Source organism: Streptomyces spinoverrucosus, assembly GCF_006539505.1.
Lineage (GTDB): Bacteria > Actinomycetota > Actinomycetes > Streptomycetales > Streptomycetaceae > Streptomyces > Streptomyces spinoverrucosus.
In genome coordinates, this window is record NZ_BJND01000032.1 from 105319 (window position 1) to 128100 (window position 22782).

Annotated in this window: 18 protein-coding genes and 1 tRNA gene; 14 read left to right on the forward strand and 5 right to left on the reverse strand. The window is 70.5% G+C overall.

The features are described from left to right. Nucleotides 1-343: 343 nt before the first annotated feature. The 3 genes from SSP24_RS22325 to SSP24_RS22335 all read left to right on the forward strand — a co-directional run bounded on the left by SSP24_RS22325 (nucleotide 344) and on the right by SSP24_RS22335 (nucleotide 4160). On the forward strand, nucleotides 344-1837 hold the full coding sequence (locus SSP24_RS22325) for an MFS transporter (protein WP_141311458.1): 1494 nt from the start codon (nucleotides 344-346) through the stop codon (nucleotides 1835-1837). A gap of 233 nt (nucleotides 1838-2070) precedes the next feature. Further along, nucleotides 2071-2553 carry a DUF485 domain-containing protein gene (locus SSP24_RS22330; protein ID WP_141311459.1) on the forward strand — a complete coding sequence of 161 codons (483 nt, stop codon included), beginning with the start codon at nucleotides 2071-2073 and terminating at the stop codon, nucleotides 2551-2553. Then, a complete protein-coding gene (locus SSP24_RS22335) occupies nucleotides 2550-4160 on the forward strand; it encodes a sodium/solute symporter (protein ID WP_141311460.1) in 1611 nt (536 codons plus the stop codon). Before SSP24_RS22330 ends, SSP24_RS22335 begins: the two co-directional genes overlap by 4 nt. A 43-nt stretch (nucleotides 4161-4203) precedes the next feature. Here the strand turns inward: SSP24_RS22335 and SSP24_RS22340 are convergent, their stop codons facing one another. The 3 genes from SSP24_RS22340 to SSP24_RS22350 form a co-directional block, all read right to left on the reverse strand. Beyond that, complete coding sequence (locus SSP24_RS22340) at nucleotides 4204-5094, reverse strand: coiled-coil domain-containing protein (RefSeq protein ID WP_141311461.1); 891 nt, start codon at nucleotides 5092-5094, stop codon at nucleotides 4204-4206. Nucleotides 5095-5302: 208 nt separating this feature from the next. Continuing rightward, entirely contained in the window at nucleotides 5303-8236 is a 2934-nt protein-coding gene (locus SSP24_RS22345; RefSeq protein ID WP_141311462.1) for an SUKH-4 family immunity protein, read from the reverse strand. A 7-nt stretch (nucleotides 8237-8243) separates the two neighbouring features. Continuing rightward, a complete protein-coding gene (locus SSP24_RS22350; RefSeq protein WP_141311463.1) occupies nucleotides 8244-9242 on the reverse strand; it encodes an SMI1/KNR4 family protein in 999 nt (332 codons plus the stop codon). Between the two features lie 340 nt (nucleotides 9243-9582). Between SSP24_RS22350 and SSP24_RS22355 the strand changes: the two genes are divergently transcribed. Together SSP24_RS22355 and SSP24_RS22360 are read left to right on the forward strand one after the other, a co-directional pair. Beyond that, nucleotides 9583-10098 carry a YwqJ-related putative deaminase gene (locus SSP24_RS22355; protein WP_141311464.1) on the forward strand — a complete coding sequence of 172 codons (516 nt, stop codon included), beginning with the start codon at nucleotides 9583-9585 and terminating at the stop codon, nucleotides 10096-10098. A gap of 50 nt (nucleotides 10099-10148) precedes the next feature. Then, nucleotides 10149-10643: an SUKH-3 domain-containing protein gene (locus SSP24_RS22360; protein ID WP_141311465.1), complete on the forward strand. Its 495-nt coding sequence runs from the start codon at nucleotides 10149-10151 to the stop codon at nucleotides 10641-10643. Nucleotides 10644-10664: 21 nt separating this feature from the next. On the opposite strand, the gene SSP24_RS22365 is transcribed toward SSP24_RS22360, so the two are convergent. Continuing rightward, nucleotides 10665-11993 carry a sensor histidine kinase gene (locus SSP24_RS22365; RefSeq protein WP_141311466.1) on the reverse strand — a complete coding sequence of 443 codons (1329 nt, stop codon included), beginning with the start codon at nucleotides 11991-11993 and terminating at the stop codon, nucleotides 10665-10667. A 226-nt stretch (nucleotides 11994-12219) separates the two neighbouring features. Between SSP24_RS22365 and SSP24_RS22375 the strand changes: the two genes are divergently transcribed. The 7 genes from SSP24_RS22375 (at nucleotide 12220) to SSP24_RS22405 (ending at nucleotide 17901) form a co-directional block, all read left to right on the forward strand. Next, nucleotides 12220-12290: transfer RNA gene (locus tag SSP24_RS22375), tRNA-Gln, on the forward strand. 78 nt (nucleotides 12291-12368) lie between these two features. Continuing rightward, complete coding sequence (gene glmU / locus SSP24_RS22380; RefSeq protein ID WP_141311468.1) at nucleotides 12369-13817, forward strand: bifunctional UDP-N-acetylglucosamine diphosphorylase/glucosamine-1-phosphate N-acetyltransferase GlmU; 1449 nt, start codon at nucleotides 12369-12371, stop codon at nucleotides 13815-13817. 134 nt (nucleotides 13818-13951) lie between these two features. Further along, the gene (locus SSP24_RS22385; RefSeq protein WP_141311469.1) at nucleotides 13952-14932 is read left to right on the forward strand and encodes a ribose-phosphate diphosphokinase; all 981 of its coding nucleotides are present in this window, start codon (nucleotides 13952-13954) and stop codon (nucleotides 14930-14932) included. Between the two features lie 218 nt (nucleotides 14933-15150). Beyond that, nucleotides 15151-15759, forward strand: coding sequence for a 50S ribosomal protein L25/general stress protein Ctc (locus SSP24_RS22390; RefSeq protein WP_141311470.1), 609 nt, complete (start codon nucleotides 15151-15153; stop codon nucleotides 15757-15759). A gap of 69 nt (nucleotides 15760-15828) precedes the next feature. Continuing rightward, nucleotides 15829-16431, forward strand: a complete 603-nt coding sequence (gene pth, locus SSP24_RS22395) for an aminoacyl-tRNA hydrolase (RefSeq protein ID WP_141311471.1) — start codon at nucleotides 15829-15831, stop codon at nucleotides 16429-16431. Nucleotides 16432-16509: 78 nt separating this feature from the next. Next, nucleotides 16510-16998, forward strand: a complete 489-nt coding sequence (locus SSP24_RS22400) for a hypothetical protein (RefSeq protein WP_141311472.1) — start codon at nucleotides 16510-16512, stop codon at nucleotides 16996-16998. A 138-nt stretch (nucleotides 16999-17136) separates the two neighbouring features. Further along, entirely contained in the window at nucleotides 17137-17901 is a 765-nt protein-coding gene (locus tag SSP24_RS22405; RefSeq protein ID WP_229865724.1) for an LPXTG cell wall anchor domain-containing protein, read from the forward strand. 64 nt (nucleotides 17902-17965) lie between these two features. Here SSP24_RS22405 and ppc read toward each other — a convergent pair whose 3' ends face one another. After that, nucleotides 17966-20695: a phosphoenolpyruvate carboxylase gene (gene ppc, locus SSP24_RS22410; protein WP_141311474.1), complete on the reverse strand. Its 2730-nt coding sequence runs from the start codon at nucleotides 20693-20695 to the stop codon at nucleotides 17966-17968. Between the two features lie 319 nt (nucleotides 20696-21014). Here ppc and SSP24_RS22415 point away from each other — a divergent pair, with 319 nt between their 5' ends. Together SSP24_RS22415 and SSP24_RS22420 are read left to right on the forward strand one after the other, a co-directional pair. Further along, entirely contained in the window at nucleotides 21015-22034 is a 1020-nt protein-coding gene (locus tag SSP24_RS22415; RefSeq protein ID WP_141311475.1) for an acyl-CoA desaturase, read from the forward strand. After that, entirely contained in the window at nucleotides 22031-22708 is a 678-nt protein-coding gene (locus SSP24_RS22420; RefSeq protein WP_141311476.1) for a TetR/AcrR family transcriptional regulator, read from the forward strand. Before SSP24_RS22415 ends, SSP24_RS22420 begins: the two co-directional genes overlap by 4 nt. Nucleotides 22709-22782 lie beyond the last annotated feature (74 nt).

Here is a 22782-nt window from a genome sequence, read left to right on the forward strand (position 1 = left end):
GGCGGTACCCCACGATGGTGTACAGCCCCCTGTTTCACTGAGGAAAACCCCACCCCCGAAGGTGCGGAACACCGCCTCGCGGCGCCCACGGCATTGCCCCCCGGCGGCGCCCTCAGCGGTGTAAAGCCAGGTTAAGGACGGCCTGGGCGCCGCTCGTCCTCCGCCCGGACGAACCCTCCCCGACCCCTAGTACGGAGAACCCCCTAGGGGCAGTCCCCCCTCGGGCGGAGACCGTCTCAGGGTCGGTCCTTCCTACGGCCCACTCAGGCTGCACCCTCCCGCCGCGTGAAGGTCAAGTGGGAAGCTGTCGGACGGCAGATAGGTGCAAGGGGAAGGAATCTGCGTGGGCAGCACCAGACCCGCCGTGCGCGACACCGCACGGCGCGCCGCAACCGACAAGCGGGGAGCGGTCGTAGCGGCGCTCATGCTCTCCATGGCGCTGGCGGCACTCGACTCCACCGTCGTCTCCACGGCCGTACCGCAGATCGTCGGCGACCTGGGCGGCTTCTCCGTCTTCTCCTGGCTCTTCTCCGGCTATCTGCTCGCCGTCACCGTCACCCTCCCCCTCTACGGCAAGCTCTCCGACACCTTCGGCCGCAAACCGGTCCTCATAGCGGGCGCGTCCGTCTTTCTCCTCGGCTCCCTGCTGTGCGCGCTCGCCTGGAACATGTGGGCGCTGATCGTCTTCCGCATCGTCCAGGGCCTGGGCGGCGGCGCCCTCCAGGGCACGGTCCAGACCCTCGCCGCCGATCTGTACCCGCTGGAGGAACGCCCGAAGATCCAGGCCAAGCTCTCCACGGTGTGGGCGGTGTCGGCGGTCGCCGGGCCGGCCGTCGGCGGGGTCCTCGCCGCGTACGCCGACTGGCGCTGGATCTTCCTGGTCAACCTGCCGATCGGCGGCCTCGCCCTGTGGCTGATCGTCCGTCACCTGCACGAGCCGCAGCGCGAGACAGCCGCACGCGCGCGTGTGGACTGGTCGGGCGCGCTCACCGTGTTCCTCTGCGGTGGCGTCCTGCTGACCGCGCTGGTGCAGGGCGGAGTGGCGTGGCGGTGGCTGTCGGCGCCGTCGCTCGCTCTGCTGGGCACGGGACTCGCGCTCGTCGCGCTCCTTGTGGTGATCGAACGCCAGGCGGCCGAGCCGATCATTCCCGGCTGGGTCTGGCGCCGCCGTACGATCGCCGCTGTCAACCTCGCGCTGGGTGCGCTGGGGCTGCTCATGGTCGCCCCGGCCGTGTTCCTGCCGACGTACGCCCAGTCCGTGCTCGGTCTCGGCCCGGTCGCCGCCGGATTCGTGCTCTCCGTGTGGACGTTGAGCTGGCCGGTCTCGGCGGCGCTCAGCCAGCACGTCTACCGCCGGATCGGCTTCCGCGACACCGCCGTGCTCGGCATCGGTACGGCCACTCTGATCCTGCTGGCCTTCCCCCTGCTGCCGTACCCGGGCGAGGCCTGGCAGCCCGCGCTCCTGATGCTCCTCCTGGGGGCCGCGCTCGGCCTGTTCCAGCTCCCCCTCATCGTCGGCGTCCAGTCCACCGTCGGCTGGTCGCAACGCGGCACGGCCACGGCCTCGATCCTCTTCTGCCGCCAGACCGGACAGACCGTCGGGGCGTCCGTCTTCGGCGCCGTCGCCAACGGCGTGCTCGCGGGCCGTCTCGGCAGCGCGGATCTCGACGCCGTCGCCCACGGCCTCGGCACCGGCACCGCGTCCGAGGCGACCCGACGGGCCGTCGCGGACGCCGTCCACGCCGTGTACCTGGGCGCGGCGTGCGCGGCCGCCCTCGCCTTCCTGGTGCTGCTGGTGCTGGCGCCGCGCCGCTTCCCGGTCATCGAGGAGCACTGACGCACCCAGCCTGAGACTTGTTCACCTCCCGCAGGCCCAACTGCTGGGCCAAAAGTCGGAGTTAACGCGGGTAACAGCGCAGGTCACGCATGGGTCGCGGAAGTAAGCGCATACCGACCACTCAGTTTGCCCAAAACGCCACGCACCCAGGGACCGCCGAGTAGCGTGCGTGGCCCGCCCCCCACCTCCCTGCGGTCCGCCGCCACGGACCCGAGCCGCGCAAGGAGCACGGGATGTCCCACGACCCGTTGTCGCCACACCCGCGATATCCGTCAAATCCGCCGCCCGACCACTCCTTCTCGCCGCTGCCCCACAACGTCCCGACCGCCTCACCGACGTACCCCACCTACCCCTGGCAACCGGAGCCACAGCCCGAGCCCGCCACGCGGCGTGCGCCGGTGCACGCACCGCTCGGGCACCACAGCGATCTGCGCATCCTGCGCAGCGCCTACCGCTGGCAGCGGCGGGTGGCGACACTCACCGCGCTCGGCTACTTCACGCTGTTCCTGGTGCTGTCGGCGTTCGCGCCGGGGTTCATGACGGCCGAGGTCGCCGGTGGGCTGCCGGCCGGACTGCTGCTCGCGCTGGCCCAACTGCCGGTCACCTGGCTGGCGATCGCACTGTACGAGCACACCGCGCGCGTGCGGGTCGATCCGCTCGCGGACCGGATCCGCCGGCAGGCCGCGCTGGACGCCAGGCGGGGGGCGGCACGGTGACCGGCTTCAGTGAGTCGGCGGAGACGATGTCACTGGTGGCGTTCACCGTCGTCGCCACGATCACGCTGCTGCTGTGTGTGATGACCGGCCCCGACCGGGACGACCTCGACGAGTTCTACACCGGCTACAGCTCCCTGTCCCCGATGCGCAACGGCCTGGCGATCGCCGGCGACTACATCTCCGCGGCGACCGTGCTCGGCACGGGCGGGGTGATCGCGCTGTACGGCCACGACGGGATCGTGCTGGCGCTCAGCACGGCCCTGTCGCTGATGCTGCTGATGTTCCTGCTGGCGGAACCTCTGCGGAACGCGGGCCGTTTCACGATGGGAGACGCCTTCGCACGCCGTATGCCGGGGCGGTGTGTGCGGGTGACCGCATGTGTGGTGACGCTGGCCGCGCTGTTGCCGATGATGCTGGTCCAGCTCGCGGGCACGGGACAGTTGGTGGCCTTTCTGCTGGGAATTTCCGGCACAGGGGTGGAGACGGGCTGCATCGTCGGGTTGGGCGCCCTGATGATCAGCTATGCCGCGATCGGGGGGATGAAAGGGACCGCACTCATCCAGATCCTGAAGATGGTGATGCTGCTCGGGTCGGGGGCGGTGGTCGCCTTACTCGTGCTGAACAAGTTCGACTGGGATCCCGTCGCGCTGTTCGACACGGCGGCGGAGCGCAGCGGCGTGGACGACGCGTTCCTCGCCTCCGGACTGCAGTTCGAAGGCGGGCCGTTCCCTCGCCTCGACATGATCACCGCCGAGTTGTGCGTGGTGCTGGGCGGCGCCTGCCTTCCGCACGTCACCATGCGCATGTACACCGCGTCCAGCGCCCGCCAGGTACGCCGCTCGATGTCCTGGGCGGTGTCCAGTGTCGCGGTCTTCGTGCTGATCATCACGGTCGTCGGTATTGGCGCGACCGCGCTGATCGGCCGCGAGACCATCGCCCGCGCCGACCCGCAGGGCAACTCCGCCTATCTGCTGGGCTCCCAGGCGGCACTCGGACCGGAGGTGACCACTACCGAGACGTTCCTGTTCACGGCGGTCACCACCGCCGTCTTCCTGACGGTGCTCGCCTCGGTCGCGGGCATGATCCTCGCCTGCGCCAACTCCCTCGCCCACGACGTCTTCGCCGACCGCGTCCAGGACCTGACCGCCCGACGCGAGATGACGCTGGCCCGCGTCTCTGCCGCCGCGATCGGCATCCCGACGATCCTGCTGGCCACGCTGGTCCAGCACCGCAGCCTGCAACCCCTGGTGACGCTGTCCTTCTCCCTGGGCGCCTCCGCCATCGCGCCCGCCCTGGTCTACGCCCTCTTCTGGCGCCGCTACACCCGAACCGGCCTGCTGAGCACCCTCATCGGCGGCTCCCTCGCGGTCGTGATCCTGATGCCCGGCACCAACCTGGTCTCCGGATCGCCCGTCTCCGCCTTCCCCGAGGCCGACTTCACATACTTCCCCTTCACCACGACGGGCCTTGTCTCCGTCCCCCTGGGCTTCGCCTTCGGCTGGCTGGGGACGATGGTGTCCGGCCGGCGGAAGGCGGAGGAGCAGCGGCGGCAGTACGAGGCGGTGGAGGGGTGGATTCTGGCGGGGGCGGTACGCAGGAAGGACTGAAGGACCTGAAGGACTGACCGTGCACCGGGACGCCCGGCGCTGCTCACTCCGTCGGCGCGCGCCCGCCCGTCAGCGCCGCGAGGCTGTTGCGTACGCAGTCGATGTGCGCCTGCACGTCGTCCCAGCGCTCCCCGTGCTCCCGCAACACCCGTTCCGTCTCGCGGGCGATCTCGTCCTCCCGCGCCCGCGCCTGCGCGAGCACCTCGGCGGCCAGCGCCCGCGCCTCCTCCTGCCGACGGTCGACGGCCTGCTCGGCGTCGGCGAACTCCTGCTGCGCCTCCGCCAACGCGGCCTCCGCGCGCGCGAACCGCTCGGCGTACTGCGCGTCCACGGCGGCGGCGCCCTCCTCGGCCTCGCGTTCCACCGCGGCCCAGCGCTCGGCGCGCTCCTTCTCCTGCTCGGCCAGCATCGCGTCGGTACGCTGCCGGACCTCGCGCAACGCGGAAAGCGCCTCCGCGCGCCCCTCCTTCACCTCACGCCGGGCGGAAATACGGATCTCGTCCGCCTCGGCCTGCGCCGCGAGCAGCCGGTGCCGGGCACGTTCCTCGACCTCCGCCAGCAGCGCGTCCGCCTCCTTCTGCGCCGCCCGGCGCATACCGTCGACGTACGCCTCGGCCTGCGCAAGCTGCTCGCGCGCCGCGCGCCGGGCGCGCTCCGGTACCGCCGCGGCCTCCTCCTGCGCCATCTGGAAAAGGCGCCGCGCGCCCTCCCCGAGCGCCTCGTACGTCTGCTGCGGAAGCTCGGCCACCGTCTCGCGCAGCTCCTCGGCCTCCTCCTCCATCTCCCTGGCCAGAACAGTGAGGCGGGCGGCTCGTTCCCAGGCGGCGTCACGATCCTCGGACAACGCGTCGGCGTACGCATCGACCTGCTCGGGGCGGTAGCCGCGCCCCCGGACTGTCACAAAGCCATGCGGCGACACGGATGCGCTGCTCATGCGGAACCCCTCGAGGGACGTCGATTTAGCGCATATTTTGATGTATCGGACAGAAGTGGTCATAATCCGACACTCCGTCGCCGACAGTCCGTAGCCGTTGCGCGGCAGCTGGCACGGCGCGCATACATCCCGAACAACAGAACGGCCGGGCCCGGTCACACGACCAGGCCCGGCCCTCCCCGCAGGGGATGTCAGCTCTGTATCCGCCTCACAGCAACCCGTCCCACATCTGCTCCAGCAGCACCGACCACCAGCTCTCCGGCGAACCCAGCGCCGCCGGATCGAGGGCTGCCAACTGGGCCTGGAAGTCGACGGTCCAGCGGCCCGCCTGCTCCTGGTTCAGGCCGAACCGCAGGCGCCACATCCGGCCGAGCAGCGCCAGACAGCGCACGAACTCCGGCAGCCCGGTGTTCACGAACTGCGGCGGCACCGGCGCACCACCGGGCCCGGCCTCCACCGGTACGGCCACGATGTTCGCCGTGCCGTACTGCACACAGATCGCCTTGCCGAAGTCGCTGCCCATGACGAGGTACGAGCCCGCGTCCGACGCCGGCTGCACCCCACGCTCCTGTGCCAGCTCGGCGAGCGTCGGCACCGGCCGCCCCGGCTGGGCCTGCGCCCAGAAGAACGGCCCCATGTCCAGCGGCAGTCCGGCCACGACCAGCGTGTGCGCCACGACCGGCGGGACGCCCTGCCGGGACACCGCCGCCTGCTCGAACCGGAACACGCCCGGCCCGAACGCCCCCGCCAGCTCCTGCGCCACACCCTCCGGCGGAATCGGCGGCGCCGGTGGCACCGGCGGCAACGGCGCACGCACCGGCGCGGGGCGCGCGGGACCGTCGGCCACCTGATGCAACTCACCCTGGTGGGCGATCAGTTGCTGCATACCCTGCTGGCGGCTCGCGTGGTCCGTGCCGTACGGCGCGATGCTCGTGATCCGCGCCTGCGGCCACTGCTCGCGGATCATCCGCGCGCAGTACGCGCCCGGCAGCTCGCACGACTCCAACTCGGTGTGCAGCTCCAGCACCTGGTCCGGCGGCACGTTCATCGCCCGCAGCTCATGGAAGATCTGCCACTCCGGGTGCGGCGTACCCGGCGCCGAACGCCGGATCAGCTGCTGCTCCGAGCCGTCCTGCGCGCGGTAGCGCAGTACGGCCTGATAGCCCGGGCCGACGGTCGGCTGACCCTGCTGCGGATAGCCGTACGCCGGTGGCTGCCCGGGAACCGACTGCCCCGGCATCGGCTGCTGGCCGGGCGCCGGGGGAGCGGGGGGCGGCGGCATCGCGCCCGCCGCCGGGGGCATCGGCTGCGGGGCGCCCGGAGGCATGCCGGGAGCGCCAGGGGCGCCTGGCGCCCCTGGCGGCGGGGGCGGGGGCGTACCGGGGGCCTGCGGGGGCGGAGGCGCGCCGGGGGCGCCAACGGGGGGCGCGGCCAGCACGGTCTCCGCGTGGTGTACGGCACCATGCGCGCCCCCTGCGGAGCCCTGTGCGCCGACTGCGCCCGGCGCACCCGGCGCACCCGGGGCGCTCGGCGGCTGAGGCGCGCCCGGCATACCAGGGGCACGCGGAGGCTGAGGCACGCCCGGAGGCTGCGGCGCGCCCCCACCCGGGCCCGACTGACCCGGGTCGGCCAGCATCGTGGCGGCGTGGTGGACACCACCGGGAGGCGTACCGCCCGGCGTGCCCGGCGCCCCCGGAGTTCCCGGAGTTCCCGGCGGGTTCGCAGGCCCGGGCGGAGTCGGAGCACCCGGCGCCTGCGGCGCGCCCGGACCGGCGGCAGGGCCCTCAGGACCGTCGGGCCCGAGGGCCGACACAAGCTGCGTGGGTACGTATCCACCCGCCGGTGCACCTGGCGCACCGGGCGGCGGAGGCGTACTCCCCGGGCGCGCACCCGGCGTACCCGGAGCACCCGGCGGCGGAGGCGGCGTCGCACCTCCACCCCGCGCCCGACGCGGCGGAGGCGCCGCCTTGCTCGTGGCGGCGTCGGCGATGTCCCCGGCATTCGGAGCGAGCGGCCGCCCCGCACCGGCCGACGGCTGGGGCGCACCCGGCGCCTGCGGATAGCCGTACCCCGGAGCACCCGGAGCACCCGGAGCACCCGGAGCACCCGGAGCACCCGGAGGTGGCGTACCCGGCACCGGCGGAGGCGGCGGCGTACCCAGCACAGCCCCACCACCGGAGCCACCCGAGCCACCGGGGACAGCGGGGCCACCAGCGCCACCCACCCCCTGCGGATACCCATACGTCTGCGCAGCCGGCGCCTGCGGAGGCGTACCGCCCGCCGACGCGCCCCCCGGCACGGCGCCCGCGCCCGGCGCACCGGCCTCATCGACCGCCGGCGCAACCGCCGTAGGCGGAAGCTGACTACCCCCCGCCATCAACGCCGTCTGCGCCTCCGGAGGCGCCACCCGTGGCTCCCCCTCATCGGCCCCACTCAACGGCGGCGCGAACACGGTCTCCGGCAACGGCACGGAACGGTCCTCACCGGCATCGGCGTTGGTGTCCGTCCCGGCCCACGGAGTCGCCCCCACAGGCGCGTTGGGCGCGCTAGAGGCGCCCGATGCACCAAGCGGCGCCCCTACACGCGCCCCCGAGCCCGCCTCAGTATCCGACGCCCCCTCAGCACCACCCCCGGCAGCAGGCCAAGCCGCCCCACTACCAGCAGCCCCCGCCCCGCTATCGCCACCCCCAGCAGGGGCAGCAGCCGAACCTCCAACCCCCGAACCCGAACCGGCCCCCGAACCCGAACCAGCCCCCCGCCGATCCGGAATCCCCAATTTGTCCGCCGCCTCCTGCAACCACTCCGGCGGACTCAACAAGAACGACGTCTGATTCAGATCCACCCGCTCCGCAGGCGCAGCCACCGGCTGGGCAGCCCCCTCAGGACGCCCGTACTCCTCCTCGTACCGCCGAATGACCTCCCCCACCGGCAGCGAAGGCCACAACGTGGCCTCCCCGCTGTCCCGCGCGATCACCAGCCGCTGCCCGCCCCCGTCCGAACGCGGACCGTCCGAACGATCCTCGGCCCACACCACGAACCCGAGCTCGAACTCCCGCACCCGCACCTCACGATGCTGGTACGACGGCACATCCCCGTTGATCCACTCTTCCGCGCGCTCCTGCGCCTGCGCGAACGTCACCATCGTCAGCTCACTCCCCCACCGACACCGAGGACGAGACGTCGACCGCCCGCGCGAAACCGCCGTCCACCATCAGATTGGCCACCGTCTCCAACTCCGGCGGCGACCCCGCCAACCGCGACAGAAAGACGTCGAAGTCCTCCCCGCACGGCAGCAGCAACCGCTCCACCCGCTCCGCGGGCGACCACGAAGGGTCGACGTCCCGAGCGTCGTCGTACGCGCAGAACCACACCGAACCGATCCGCTCGCCCTTCACCTTCACAGCGAGCAGACCACCCTGCACAAACCCAACACCCAAGTAATCCTTGGTCAGATGGTCCCGCAGGCACTTGTTCACATACACCAGGTCATTGACCGCCGCCTCGTCCCGCACCGTGAAGAACGGCTGGTCGATCAGCAGCCCCAACTCCGCGTCCAGCGCCGTCCCGACGGGCGCACATCCACCCGCCGCCTTCAGAAACGAACGGTACGCACCCGGCAACCGGTACCCGAGGTCCTCCTCGACCCCCAGCACCTGCGCCTCCGTCACCGCAAGACCCGACTTCGGCAACCCGAAATGCGCCGGCCGCGTCTCCTGAAGCGGGCGCGTCCCCCGCTTCGCCTGGTCCACCGCGGCCGTGGCGATCCCACCGTGATGCCGCAGCAACGCCTTCACCTCGACCGGCACCAACTCCAGCCGCCGCGAACCCGCCACGTGATGCCACGTCCAGCCGTGCGGCGTCGCCACCGGCGCCACCGTGTCCCACAAGTCGTGCCCGGACGCCGACAACGCCGCATTCGCCGACACATAGTCCGTCAGCCGCAACTCGTCCACACCGAAACCCGCCGGCGGCTCCGCGATCTCCGCGACCGCGCGCGCATAGGGCGAGAAGTCGGGGTAGCCGCGCTCGTCCACCCGTACCCCTCTCGGGTGACGGGACGCCCGGACCGGATCCGGGAAATGCACGACCTGCCCGGCATAGGCCGCGTTCGGCGGCGCGGCTTGCTCCCCGAGCCGACCTGTCGTCATGGCGGTTGCCCCCTGCGGCACTCTGGTACGACCCGTAGCGAACCCTCTGAACCCTTCGGCCCGCTACGCCCCGTATCGACTGTCTCCAACGCGTTGACCGCGTATCGCGGTGCCGACAGCCTATGCGGTACGACGAAACCGGTCACCGGCGCACGTCACAGCACCGGAAACCCTCACTCCGCCCACGGTGACCAGCCGTCACCCCACCGTGACAACCCGCCCCGACCGGGCGTGTCGCAACGCCCCAGCTTCCGCACCGGCCACGGCATTTGGCACTCTGTGTCCGCCGGGGGCATGCACGGGGGATGCACGGGGGACGCACGGAGGGGAACAAACGATCATGAACGCGACGCAAACGGGACCACACGCCAGCACATCCGGTGACCCACGCATCGGCTGGAGCGCCACCGATTCCCGCCCCGCACCCACCCTCCGTCACCGCCGCGACGGCATACTCCCGACCATCGCCGCCGCCCTGTCCGTCCGCGGCGCCACCCTCACCGGCACCGCCGCCCGCGGCGACCAGCCCCCAGCACTCCACCCCCTCGTCCAGGACTTCCTCGACACCCTCACCAGCGCCCAACGCGACCGCTTCACCGGCCGCTGCGCCGAAGCCATCCTCATCTCCCGGCACATCGCCACCGCCGACGCCGCCCGCAGCAAACGCGCCGCCCGCAAACCCATGACCAACGGCGAAGCCCGCAAAGCCCTCAAACAAGCCAAACTCACCGCCCGCCGCATCCGCGAGGACGGCGACCCCCTGCACGGCAGCTTCGCCGCGCCCTGCCGCGCCTGCACCGCCCTCAGCGCCCACTTCGGCGTCCGCATCGTCGACCCCACGGCAACACACGACTGACCATCCCCCAGCACAGACAGCACCACGCACGCACGACGAACGAGGGGCCGATGCACACCGACCGCACCTCCACCACCCGCTTCGCCGTACCCGTCGACGCCGCCCTGCGCGCCGCCGGCTGGCAACCCGGACGCTGGGACATCAAACAGGCCGAGATCTGGGCCGACACCCTCCGCGACCACACCTCACCCGCCGGCCACCGGCACGCCGTCTTCCCCGCCGCCGTCGAAGCCTGGGCCGAATTCGGCGGCCTGCACATCACCCCCACCGGCCCCGGCCGCCAGCTCGCCCCCGCCAACCTCCACCTGGACCCCCTGCACGGCCTCCACCTGGCCCGCACCCTCGGAGACCTCGGCCGCGCCCTCGACACCGAAGTCAGCCCCCTCGGCGCCGAACCCGACACCCAGGCACTCCTCGCCATCGACACCGAAGGCCGCGTCTACGCCCTCGACCACACCGGCGACTGGTACCTCGGCCCCGACATCGACCAGGCCCTCACCACCCTCGTCGCCGGCATGGAACCAGCCCGCCTCACCACAGGCTGACACCCACCCCCTACGACCTCCCTACGACGCCGGAATCACCGCCGACACCCGAAAACCCCCCGCGTCCGTCGGCCCGCACACAAACACCCCACCCAACCCGACGACCCGCTCCCTCATCCCCACCAGCCCATTGCCCCCCGACGGCAACCGGGCCGAGGACGCGGACGAGGCCTCCGGCGACGGCTCGTTCTCCACCTGCATCGCGATCTCCGACACCCGATGCGCCAACCGCACATGCGTCTTCGCCCCCGCCGCATGCTTGTGGACGTTGGTCAGCGCCTCCTGCACCACGCGGTACGCCGTCTGCTCCACCTCCGGCGCATACAACCGCGCCTCACCCTCCACCGACAGATCGACCACCATCCCCGCGGCGGCCGACTGCCCGATCAACTCATCCAGCTCGGACAGACACGGCCCGTCCCCCACGGCGCCGTCCTCGTCCACGACCGCCCGCGAAGCCGCCGCAGCCGCGGCCGCCCCCACCGCGGCCAACGGCACCGACGCCCCCTCGCGCCGACCCGCGCCACCGTCCCCGCTGCGCAGCACCCCCAGCATCTCCCGCAACTCGGTCAACGCCTGCCGCCCCATGTCCCCCACCAGCGCGGCATTCTTCACCGCCTTCTCCGGGTCCTTCCGAGCGACCGCCTGAAGGGCCGCGGCATGCACGACCATCAGGCTCACCCGATGCGCGACAACGTCATGCATCTCCCGCGCGATCCGGGTCCGCTCCTCATTACGCGCCCACTCGGCCCGCTCCTCCGCCCGCTCCGCGAGCAACTGAAGCTCCTGCTCCAAACTGTCGGCACGCTCCCGAAGGCTCTCCATCAACCGACGCCGAGCACCCACATACAGGCCCAGCAGCAACGGCGGCGCGGTGACCCCGAGCGAAGCGGTGATCGAAATGAATGGGACGAACCAGTCCCCAAGATTCGACACCTCGCCCCGCGTCATGTCCTGCTGCGCCCGTACGAACGTCACCACCAGCGTGCCCACCAGCGACATCCCCGCCAGCGCCGCGATGATCCGGCGCGGCAGCTCGGACGCGGCGAGCGTGTACAGGCCGACGACGGTCAGCAGGACACCCATCTGCGCCGGCGAGATCGCGACCGACACCAGGACGACGGCAATCGGCCACATCCGGCGCAGCAGCAGCGTCGAACCGGCCAGCACCCCGAAGACCACCCCCGCGGCCACCGGAATCCCCGCGTCCCGGGCGAACGGCACGCCCTCGACACCGCACTCCACCGCGGACAGCAGCGCAAGCGTCCCGTCCAGCACCGCACTACGCCATCGCACCCACCACCACGGCCCGCTCAGGCCCTCGGCGCGCGCTTCCCCCGTCGTGGTCATGCCTCAAGCCTACGGGCGGTGGCCTTCGCTTTTCCGGCGAGTTTCGACGACTTGGCCACACCACACTCCGTATCCGAACGACAACGAAACCGACCGGAATCCGGCTGGACGGTATGCGCAAGATGTACGCCAGAGTGCTGAGCTGTACCGTCGCGTCGAAGGCTGGTGGTGCGGCATAGTAGGGGCTGCCACCGCATCCGATCTACAGAATCGGACATTGCGGTAATCCCGGGTCGTCTAAGGGCAAGACGTCAGATTTTGGTTCTGATCATGGGGGTTCGAGTCCTCCCCCGGGAGCACATGCCCAGTTCGGGCCCTGACCCACCCCGGTATCCTGCGGTTGTCCACACCCCCTCCACAGCCGAAGGGCATCCCGTGAGCGCCATTCGCCCGGCAGCCGTCGTCGTACTCGCAGCGGGTGAGGGCACCCGTATGAAGTCGGCCACACCCAAGGTCCTGCATGAGATCTGTGGCCGTTCCCTGGTGGGCCATGTGCTCGCCGCCGCCGGTGAGTTGAAGCCCGAGAACCTGGTCGTCGTCGTCGGGCACGCCCGCGAGCAGGTCACCGCTCATCTCGCCGAGGTCGCCCCCGACGTACGCACCGCCGTCCAGGCGCAGCAGAACGGCACGGGTCACGCCGTCCGGATGGGGCTGGAGGAGTTGGGGGGTGCCGTGGACGGGACTGTTGTCGTCGTCTGTGGTGATACGCCCCTTCTGACCGGTGAGACGCTCAAGAACCTCTCCCGTACGCACTCCGAGGACGGCAACGCCGTCACCGTGCTGACCGCCGAGGTGCCGGACGCCACCGGGTACGGGCGGATCGTGCGGGACCCGGCCTCGGGGGCCGTGACCGCGATCGTCGAGCACAAGGACGCCAGTGACGAGCAGCGGGCGATCCGGGAGATCAACTCGGGTGTCTTCGCCTTCGACGGGCAGTTGCTCGCGGACGCGCTGAAGAAGGTCCGTACGGACAACAGTCAGGGCGAGGAGTATCTGACCGATGTCCTCGGGATCCTGCGCGAGGCCGGGCACCGTGTCGGTGCCTCGGTGGCCGGTGATTACCGTGAGATCGCGGGGATCAACAACCGTGTGCAGCTCGCCGAGGCGCGGCGCATCCTCAACGACCGGCTGCTGACCGCCGCCATGCTGGCCGGTGTCACGGTCGTCGATCCCGCGTCCACCTGGGTCGATGTGACGGTGAGCTTCGAGCGGGATGTCCTCGTGCACCCGAACACCCTGCTGCAGGGTGCGACGCATCTCGGTGAGGGTTCGGAGGTCGGCCCCAACAGCCGGCTGACGGACACCCGCGTCGGGGCCGGTGCGCGCGTGGACAACACGGTGTCCGACGGGGCGGAGGTCGGGCCGGAGGCGACTGTGGGGCCGTATGCCTATCTGCGGCCCGGTACGCGGCTCGGGCTGAAGGCCAAGATCGGTACGTATGTGGAGACGAAGAACGCCTCCATCGGTGAGGGCACCAAGGTGCCGCACCTGTCCTACGTCGGTGACGCGACCATCGGTGAGCACTCGAACATCGGCGCCGCGAGCGTGTTCGTGAACTACGACGGGGAGAAGAAGTACCACAGCACTGTCGGGTCCCACTGCAAGACGGGAGCGGACAACATGTTTGTGGCTCCTGTCACGATCGGGGACGGTGCTTACACCGCCGCCGGGTCCGTGATCACGAAGGATGTGCCGCCCGGTTCGCTGGCCGTGGCCCGTGGTCAGCAGCGGAATATCGAGGGTTGGGTGGCTCGTAAGCGTCCGGGGAGCGCGGCTGCGAAGGCGGCCGAGGCGGCGTCCCGGGAGCCGGACGGCGAGGGCTGACCGGAAACAGGTGCGTCTGGGACGGCGTACCGTGATAAGTGCACATCCGCACCCCACCAGCTGAGACGACGTATCTCGTCCAGTTGAGACGTCGTGTCGACATCCAGCTGAGACACCTCTGAGGAGACAGTGCTGTGACCGGGATCAAGACGACCGGCGAGAAGAAGATGATGTTCTTCTCCGGCCGCGCCCACCCCGAGCTTGCCGAGGAGGTCGCCCACCAGCTGGGTGTCGGGGTCGTCCCGACGAAGGCCTTCGATTTCGCGAACGGTGAGATCTACGTCCGTTATCAGGAGTCGGCGCGTGGCGCGGACTGTTTTGTGATCCAGAGCCACACGGCTCCGATCAATCAGTGGATCATGGAGCAGCTGATCATGATCGACGCGCTGAAGCGTGCGTCGGCCCGCTCCATCACGGTCATCGTGCCCTTCTACGGTTACGCGCGGCAGGACAAGAAGCACCGTGGACGTGAACCGATCTCGGCGCGTCTGATCGCGGACATGATGAAGACGGCGGGTGCGCACCGGATCCTGACCGTGGATCTGCACACGGACCAGATTCAGGGCTTCTTCGACGGGCCGGTGGATCACCTGTTCGCGCTGCCGCTGCTGGCCGACTATGTGGGCGCGAAGGTGGACCGGGAGAAGCTGACGGTGGTCTCGCCGGACGCGGGCCGGGTGCGGGTCGCGGACCGCTGGTGCGACCGGCTGGGGGCGCCGCTGGCGATCGTGCACAAGCGGCGCGACAAGGATGTGGCGAACCAGGTGACCGTCCACGAGGTCGTGGGTGAGGTCAAGGGCCGGGTGTGTGTCCTGGTGGACGACATGGTCGACACGGGTGGGACGATCTGCGCCGCCGCGGACGCGCTGTTCGCGCACGGTGCGGAGGATGTCATCGTGACGGCGACGCACGGTGTGCTGTCGGGTCCGGCGGCGGACCGGTTGAAGAACTCCCGGGTGAGCGAGTTCGTGTTCACGAACACGCTGCCGACGCCGGGTGAGCTGGCGCGTGACCTGGACAAGATCAAGGTGCTGTCGATCGCGCCGACGATCGCGAGTGCGGTGCGTGAGGTGTTCGAGGACGGATCGGTGACGAGCCTGTTCGACGAGCAGTGAGTTTCAACTCAGGCTGATCGCCCGCGCCCGGAGGGCGCTGATGATCGACTTCTCTGTGGCCTCCCTCGCCGAGTATTCTGTTGCAGTTGCTCGGCGAGGGAGGCCGTGGTCCGTTCTTGGACGGGGTACGGCGGTCCGTTATCGACGCGCTCTTCGTAGCAGGCCGTTCGTGGCCGGGTGACCACGTCCGTTCCTAGTACCTACGAGGAGTGATCCGCATGTCCGAGGTAAAGCTTTCCGTCGAGACTCGCAAGGAGTTCGGCAAGGGTGCCGCCCGTCGTATCCGCCGTGACAACAAGGTTCCCGGTGTGCTGTACGGGCACGGTTCCCAGCCGCTGCACCTGACCTTCCCGGGCCACGACCTGCTGCTGGCGCTGCGTACGCCGAACGTCCTGATCTCCCTGGACATCGACGGCAAGTCCAACGAGCTGGCGATCCCGAAGTCCGTGCAGCGTGACCCGCTGAAGGGTTTCCTGGAGCACGTCGACCTGCTGCTGGTCAAGCGGGGCGAGAAGGTCACCGTCGAGGTTCCGGTGGTCGCCGAGGGCGAGCTGGCGCCGGGCGGCAACCTGCTGGAGCACGTGCTGAACGCGCTGCCGGTCGAGGCCGAGGCGACCCACATCCCGGAGAACTTCACGGTGTCCGTGGAGGGTCTGCAGGCCGGTGCCTCTGTCCACGCCAAGGACGTCAAGCTGCCGAACGGCGTGACGCTGGCGGTCGAGGAGGACGCGGTGGTTCTCCAGGTCCTGGCCGCGCAGGCCGAGGAGGCCCCGGAGGGCGAGGAGGCCGCGGCGGGCGAGGGCGCGGAGGCCTCGACCGAGGCCTGATCCTCACCTTTTTCGTTTCGTCAGCCGCTGTTCCCTGTGGGGGCAGCGGCTGGCGCGTATCAAGGAGACATGGACGTGACGACCGACGCGGGTGCCCCCTGGCTGATCGTGGGGCTGGGGAATCCCGGGCCCGAGTACGCGATGAACCGGCACAACGTGGGGTTCATGGTGGCTGATCTGCTGGCGGAGCGGATGGGTGGCCGGTTCAAGCGGGCGGGCAAGGCGCAGGCGCAGGTCGTCGAGGGGCGGATCGGTCCGCCGGGGCCGGCGAGCCGCCGGGTGGTGCTGGCGAAGCCGATGTCGTACATGAATCTGTCCGGCGGGCCGGTGAACGCGTTGCGCGATTTCTACAAGGTGCCTGTCGACCACATCGTCGCCGTTCATGACGAGTTGGACATCGACTACGGCACGCTGCGGCTGAAGCTGGGCGGTGGCGACAACGGGCACAACGGGTTGAAGTCGATGACGAAGGCGATGGGGCGGGACTATCACCGGGTGCGGTTCGGTATTGGGCGGCCTCCGGGGCGGATGCAGGTCGCCGATTTCGTGCTGAAGGATTTCTCCGCCGCCGAGCGCAAGGAGCTGGACTGCTTCGTGGACCGGGCGGCGGACGCGGTGGAGTGTCTGGTGACCGAGGGGCTGGAGCGGGCGCAGAGTTCGTACAACTCCTGACTTGTCCCCTTCCCGCCCTGACGTGTCTCCCCCACCCCCAGTTGACTGACCGTGTAGGCATGGCCAAGGATCGCCGCCATGCCTTCTGCCGTCGTCTCCAGTCAGGGCGCGTTCGTCGCGCTGCGGTTCGGGCGGCTCGCGGCGATGGGTGTCGTCGCGGCGCTGATACTGATCGCGGGGGTGTGGGCGTCCTGGAGTTCCGCCCAGTACGTGATGCTCACCAAGGGGCGGGAGAGCGGGACGATCAAGGTGGCCGGCTGCGGGGACGACACCTGCGCCGGACCGTACACGCCGATCTCCGCGGGGTCGCAGGCCCGTGAGCGGGTGGTCATCGAGCACTCGGCAGCCGTGCGGGACGGGGAGACGTACACCGTTGTGGTGAAGCCGGGCGGCAGCGAGGTCGTCCGTTCGGGTCCTGCGGGGGTGCTCTACTCCTGGGTGCCGCTGGGCGGGGCGCTACTGCTCGCGTCCGTGGTGGTCGCGGGTGGGCTGGGGCGGACGCGGGTCGCGTGGGCCATGGCGGGGGCCGGAGGCGCGCTCATCACGGCCGCGTTCGCGGTGGTCTGACGGCGTATCGTCGCCCTCCACATCTGTGGAGAGTCTGTGCGTTGCCTGTTCGTGCTTGATCCGTTGCCCGGCTCGGCAGGATCCTTAGCCGCCCCCTCCACATCTTCCCCGTTGGTCACTTCGAAGATGGACTGCCCCATGCATACCCTCACTCGCGCCGGCGCCCTGTCCGCCGTCGCCGCGGCCGCGCTGCTCGTCTCCCCGGCCGCCGCACACGCCACCGACTCCGGTGACGACACGTACAGCGTGCAGCTGCGTCAGCAGCTTCCGCGCACCGCCACCGCCGACGACGACGGTGCCCCGCAGCAGAGCCGGAAGCAGTGCCCCGGCGTGCCCGACGGGCAGGACGGCTGGCACTTCGTGCTGCCGGGGAACTCGTCGGACTTCGTGAAGCTGACCGTCACCTTCGAGCCGGGCGGGCAGCAGGTGGTGACGGACTTCGGTCCGCCGTCCGACAAGCACGCGTACGTGTGGTCGCTGCCGGGCGCCGAGCTGACCTCGGCGGTCGCCGAGGTGCGCGGCGGTGAACTGGAGCTGTTCAACCTGTCGCACACCTGCCCGGTGACCGAGGGCACGACGCCGGGCGGCGGCTCCGACGACGACACCGACGAGGGCGGCTCCGACGAGAGCGGCTCCGAGGAGGACACCGACGGTACGACGCCGTCCACCGCGCCGTCGGAGACCGGCGAGGGCGCCGAGGCTCCGGCCGCCTCCCCGAGCGCGTCCCAGGAGGGTGCCGCTCCCGCCGCCTCCCCGTCCGCGCAGGGCGGCAGCAGCGCGGGCGATCTTGCCGAGACCGGTAACGGCGCCCCCGTCGGCCTGCTCGCCGGTGGGGCGGCCGCGCTGCTCGCCGTCGGCGGTTTCCTGGTCTTCCGGCGCCGTAAGGCCAACCAGGGCTCATAGCCGTAGAAAGGGCGGTGCCCCCGTGCTCGTACGCAGCACGGGGGCACCGTCATGTCCGCATGCGTCAGCCCGTGTTGCGCAGGCCCGCCGCCACGCCGTTCACGGTCAGCAGCAGGGCCCGTGCGAGCAGCGGGTCGGGCTCGGAGCCCGCGGCCGCGGCGTCGCGCTGGCGCTTGAGGAGGGCGACCTGGAGGTAGGAGATCGGGTCCAGGTAGGCGTCGCGGATGGTGAAGGTCTGCTTCAGCACCGGCTGGGCGTCGAGGAGTTCGTCCTCGCCGGTGACCCGGAGGATCTCGCGCACGGTCAGGTCGTGCTCGGCGCGGATGGTGTCGAAGACGTGCTTCAGCTCGTCCGGGACGAGGGTGTCGACGTAGTGGCCGGCGATCCGCAGGTCCGTCTTGGCCAGCGTCATCTCGACGTTGGAGACGAAGTTGCGGAAGAAGTGCCACTGCCCGTACATCTCGTCGAGCACGGTGTCCAGGCCCGCCTCGCGCAGCGCCTTGAGGCCGGAGCCGACGCCGAACCAGCCGGGGACGATCTGCCGGGACTGGGTCCAGCCGAACACCCACGGGATGGCCCGCAGGCCGTCCAGACCCGCGCCGGAGTCGGGCCTGCGCGACGGCCGCGAACCCAGGTGCAGGTCGGCGAGCTGGTCCACGGGCGTGGCGGCGAAGAAGTACGCCGGCAGGTCCGGGTCCTCCACCAGCCTGCGGTACGCAGCGTGCGCCGCGTCGCTGACGACGTCCATCGCGGCGTCCCAGCGGGCGAGGGCCTCCACGGACTGGCGGGGCGCGGTGTGCAGGGCGGAGGCCTGCAAGGTGGCCGCGACCGTCAGCTCCAGGTTCTCCCTCGCCAGGGACGGGATGAGGTACTTGTCGGAGATGACCTCGCCCTGCTCGGTCACCTTGATCTCGCCCTCCAGGGTGCCCCAGGGCTGGGCGAGGATCGCGTCGTGGGTGGGGCCGCCACCGCGGCCGACGGTGCCGCCACGGCCGTGGAAGAGGCGCAGGCGGACGCCGTAGCGGTGGGCGACGTCACGCAGGCGCCGCTGGGCGCGGTGGATCTCCCACTGGGACGTCGTGATGCCGCCGAACTTGGAGGAGTCGGAGTAGCCGAGCATGACCTCCTGGACGTCGCCGCGGAGCGCGACGAGGCGCCGGTAGGACGGGTCGGCGAGCATGTCCTCCAGGATCGTGTCGGCGGCCTTGAGCTCGTCCGTGGTCTCCAGCAGCGGCACGATGCCGATCTTGGCCCAGCCCGCGTGCAGGTCGATCAGGCCCGCCTCGCGGGCGAGGACGGCGGCGGCGAAGACGTCGTCGGCGCCCTGGCACATCGAGATGATGTACGACTCGATGACCTCGGGGCCGAAGACCTCCAGGGCCTTCTTGACCGTCTGGAAGACGCCGAGGGTCTTGGCGCCGGCCGCGTCGACGGGCGCGGGGCTGGGGGCGAGCGGACGGCGCGAGCGGAGTTCCTTGGCGAGGAGCTTCGTACGGTAGTCACGCGGCATGTCGGCGTACCGCCAGGACTCCTCGCCGAGCCGGTCGAAGAGCTGGCCGAGGGCGTGGTGGTGGGCGTCCGCGTGTTCGCGTACGTCCATGGTGGCGAGCTGGAGGCCGAACGCGGACAGGGTGCGGATGGTGCGGTCCAGGCGGCCGTCGGCGAACAGGCCGCCGCGGTGCTCGCGCAGCGAGGTCTGGATCAGCTTCAGGTCGTGCAGCAGCTCGCCGGTGCCGAGGTAGTCGCGGCCCGGCTCGTGCGGGGTGCCCTTGGCGAGGCGCTGCTTGGTGTTCTCCAGCTTCTGCCGGATGCAGGTGGCCTTGAGCCGGTAGGGCTCCTCGGCGTTGAGGCGCTTGTAGCGGGGGCTGATCTCGGGCAGGCGCTCCAGGTCGGCCTGGAGGGACTCCAGGAGTTCCTCGGTGGCGCCGGTGTAGCGGATGGAGTTCGACAGGAAGCCGCGGAGTTCGTCGATCATCTCCAGGGCGTCGTTGATGCCGTGCTCGTGCTGGAGGATCAGCACCTCCCAGGTGACCTCGGGGGTCACGTTGGGGTTGCCGTCTCGGTCGCCGCCGATCCAGGTGCCGAAGGTGAGGGGGCGGGTGTCGTCGGGAAGCTTGACGCCGACGCGCTCCAGTTCCGCCGTCAGGTCCTCCAGGACGTCGCCGACGGCGCCGGCGTGCAGCTCGTCCAGGTAGTAGATCGCGTTGCGGGCCTCGTCGGCCGGTTCGGGGCGTACGACGCGCAGCTCGTCGGTCTGCCAGACGAGGTCGATGTTCTCGGCCAGCCGGGTGTCGTGGCGGCGCCGGTCGGAGTCGAGGACCGGGGTGTCGAGGAGCTTGGCGATGCGCCGGAGCTTGTTGAGGACCGAACGGCGGGCGGCCTCGGTGGGGTGGGCCGTGAACACCGGACGAACATTGAGGTGGCGGACGGTCTCCCGCAGGTGCTCGGGGTCGGCGTCCTTCAGCCGGTCGGCGGTACGGGAGAGAAGTCCGCCCTCGGCGGCACGCTTGGCGCGCAGCTCGCGGCCGCGGTGCACCTGCTCGGTGACGTTGGCCAGGTGGAAGTAGGTGGAGAAGGCGCGGACCAGCTTGGCCGCCGTCTCCAGTTCGGTGCCGCGCAGCAGCTCGGCGGCGGCCTCGCCGTCCTCACGGGTGAGGCGGCGCACCTTCTCGACGAGTTCCAGCAGCTCAGGGCCTTCCTGGCGGACGAGGGTCTCGCCGAGGAGGTCGCCCAGCCGCCTGATGTCGGCGCGCAGCTCACTGCTGGTCGTGGTCTGGTCGTCGGCACTGCTCACAGGTGCGGCTCCTTGCAGTGTTGAAGCTCGTCTGAAGCTCGTGTGGTGGGGAACCCGGTGACCGTCGCACGGCTGGCGCCGCATTACGGGCCGGACTTCCGGGGAAGGAATCAGAGCGGACCGCGCTGTCCGACCGATTCCAAGGATAGGTGTCGGCCGGGACGCGCAGGCCCACGGGCTCTTGCCGCCGGGCGACGCACTGCCATACTTACGACGCCGTAGGTTACGGAACCGTAGGGAGGTCTCGTCCGAGCCGTACCCGCCTTTCCGCTACCCCTCGGCACCTGTCTCAACCCACGACCCCACAGGGGACGCACCCATGACCACGAGCTCCGATGTGATCGACGACGCCCCGAAGTCGACCTCTCAGGCCACCACCGGACCCCTGCCGTCCGCCACGCTCGGCGGCGACCGGAAGGGTTCTGTCGAGCAGGGTGCGCTCCTGCTCTTCATCATCGTCCCGTTCCTCGCGCTGATGGCGGCGGTGCCGCTGGCGTGGGGCTGGGGGGTGAGCTGGCTGGACCTGGGTCTGCTGGTCTTCTTCTATTTCCTCGGCTGCCACGGCATCACGATCGGTTTCCACCGGCACTTCACCCACAGTTCGTTCAAGGCCAAGCGGCCCCTGAAGATCGCGCTGGCGATCGCCGGGTCCATGGCGGTCGAGGGCCCCCTGGTGCGCTGGGTGGCCGACCACCGCAAGCATCACAAGTTCTCCGACGCGGAGGGCGACCCGCACTCCCCGTGGCGGTACGGCGAGACCGTCCCGGCCCTGATGAAGGGCCTGTGGTGGGCGCACATCGGCTGGATGTTCGACGAGGAGCGCACTCCGCAGGACAAGTACGCGCCGGACCTGATCAAGGACCCGACGCTGCGGGCGATCTCCCGGCAGTTCATCGTCTGGACGGTGGTGTCCCTGGCGCTGCCGGCGCTGATCGGCGGTCTGGTGACGATGTCCTGGTGGGGCGCGTTCACCGGGTTCTTCTGGGGGTCGCTCGTCCGGGTGGCGCTGCTGCACCACGTGACCTGGTCGATCAACTCGATCTGCCACGCCGTGGGCAAGCGGCCGTTCAAGTCGCGGGACAAGTCGGGCAACGTGTGGTGGCTGGCGATCCTGTCCTGCGGTGAGTCCTGGCACAACCTGCACCACGCCGACCCGACGTCGGCGCGGCACGGTGTGGAGCGCGGCCAGATCGACTCCTCCGCCCGGCTGATCCGCTGGTTCGAACTCGCCGGGTGGGCGTACGACGTGCGCTGGCCGTCACGCTCGCGTATCGATTCCCGCCGTAACTCCGGTGGAGACGGCGCCCGGCGGGGGAGGCAGACCGCCGAGGCGGCATGATTGACGCCGTGGCGACCGACTCCAGCAGCACCCCCAGCAACGACAAGCCGCGGCGTGCGCGCCGTACCCGTATGACCGGTGCGGAGCGGCGCCAGCAGCTGCTGGAGATCGGTCGCACCCTCTTCGCCGCGAAGGGCTTCGAGGGCACGTCGGTGGAGGAGATCGCGGCGAAGGCGGGCGTCTCGAAACCGGTGGTGTACGAGCACTTCGGCGGCAAGGAAGGGCTGTACGCGGTCGTGGTGGACCGCGAGATGCGGCGCCTGCTGGACATGGTGACCAGCTCGCTCACGGCGGGCCACCCCCGGGAACTGTGCGAACAGGCGGCGTTCGCGCTGCTGGACTACATCGAGGAGTACACGGACGGTTTCCGCATCCTGGTCCGTGACTCGCCCATCCCGCAGTCGACGGGTTCGTTCGCGTCGCTGATCTCGGACATCGCCACCCAGGTGGAGGACATCCTGGGCCGCGAGTTCAAAAGCCGCGGTTTCGATCCCAAGCTCGCGCCCTTGTACGCCCAGGCGCTGGTCGGCATGGTCGCGCTGACCGGGCAGTGGTGGCTGGAGGTGCGCCGGCCGAAGAAGGCGGAGGTGGCGGCGCATCTGGTGAATCTGGCGTGGCACGGGCTGGACGGGCTGGAGCAGAAGCCTCGGCTGATCGGGCATCGGAAGAGCTGAGCGCTGCGCTGGGGGTGTGGTGCGTGCGGTGATCGTCTGCGGCGCCGTTGTGGCTGGTCGCGCAGTCCGTCGTG

Bases quoted from the DNA above. Each gene is read 5' to 3' on its own strand.
- SSP24_RS22405 (WP_229865724.1), top strand. From the start codon at position 17,137: ATGCATACCCTCACTCGCGCCGGCGCCCTGTCCGCCGTCGCCGCGGCC.
- SSP24_RS22340 (WP_141311461.1), bottom strand. From the start codon at position 5,094: ATGAGCAGCGCATCCGTGTCGCCGCATGGCTTTGTGACAGTCCGGGGG.
- pth (WP_141311471.1), top strand. From the start codon at position 15,829: ATGGACGTGACGACCGACGCGGGTGCCCCCTGGCTGATCGTGGGGCTG.
- SSP24_RS22345 (WP_141311462.1), bottom strand. From the start codon at position 8,236: ATGGTGACGTTCGCGCAGGCGCAGGAGCGCGCGGAAGAGTGGATCAAC.
- SSP24_RS22355 (WP_141311464.1), top strand. From the start codon at position 9,583: ATGAACGCGACGCAAACGGGACCACACGCCAGCACATCCGGTGACCCA.
- SSP24_RS22415 (WP_141311475.1), top strand. From the start codon at position 21,015: ATGACCACGAGCTCCGATGTGATCGACGACGCCCCGAAGTCGACCTCT.
- SSP24_RS22400 (WP_141311472.1), top strand. From the start codon at position 16,510: ATGCCTTCTGCCGTCGTCTCCAGTCAGGGCGCGTTCGTCGCGCTGCGG.
- SSP24_RS22330 (WP_141311459.1), top strand. From the start codon at position 2,071: ATGTCCCACGACCCGTTGTCGCCACACCCGCGATATCCGTCAAATCCG.
- SSP24_RS22420 (WP_141311476.1), top strand. From the start codon at position 22,031: ATGATTGACGCCGTGGCGACCGACTCCAGCAGCACCCCCAGCAACGAC.
- SSP24_RS22365 (WP_141311466.1), bottom strand. From the start codon at position 11,993: ATGACCACGACGGGGGAAGCGCGCGCCGAGGGCCTGAGCGGGCCGTGG.
- SSP24_RS22390 (WP_141311470.1), top strand. From the start codon at position 15,151: ATGTCCGAGGTAAAGCTTTCCGTCGAGACTCGCAAGGAGTTCGGCAAG.
- SSP24_RS22360 (WP_141311465.1), top strand. From the start codon at position 10,149: ATGCACACCGACCGCACCTCCACCACCCGCTTCGCCGTACCCGTCGAC.
- SSP24_RS22350 (WP_141311463.1), bottom strand. From the start codon at position 9,242: ATGACGACAGGTCGGCTCGGGGAGCAAGCCGCGCCGCCGAACGCGGCC.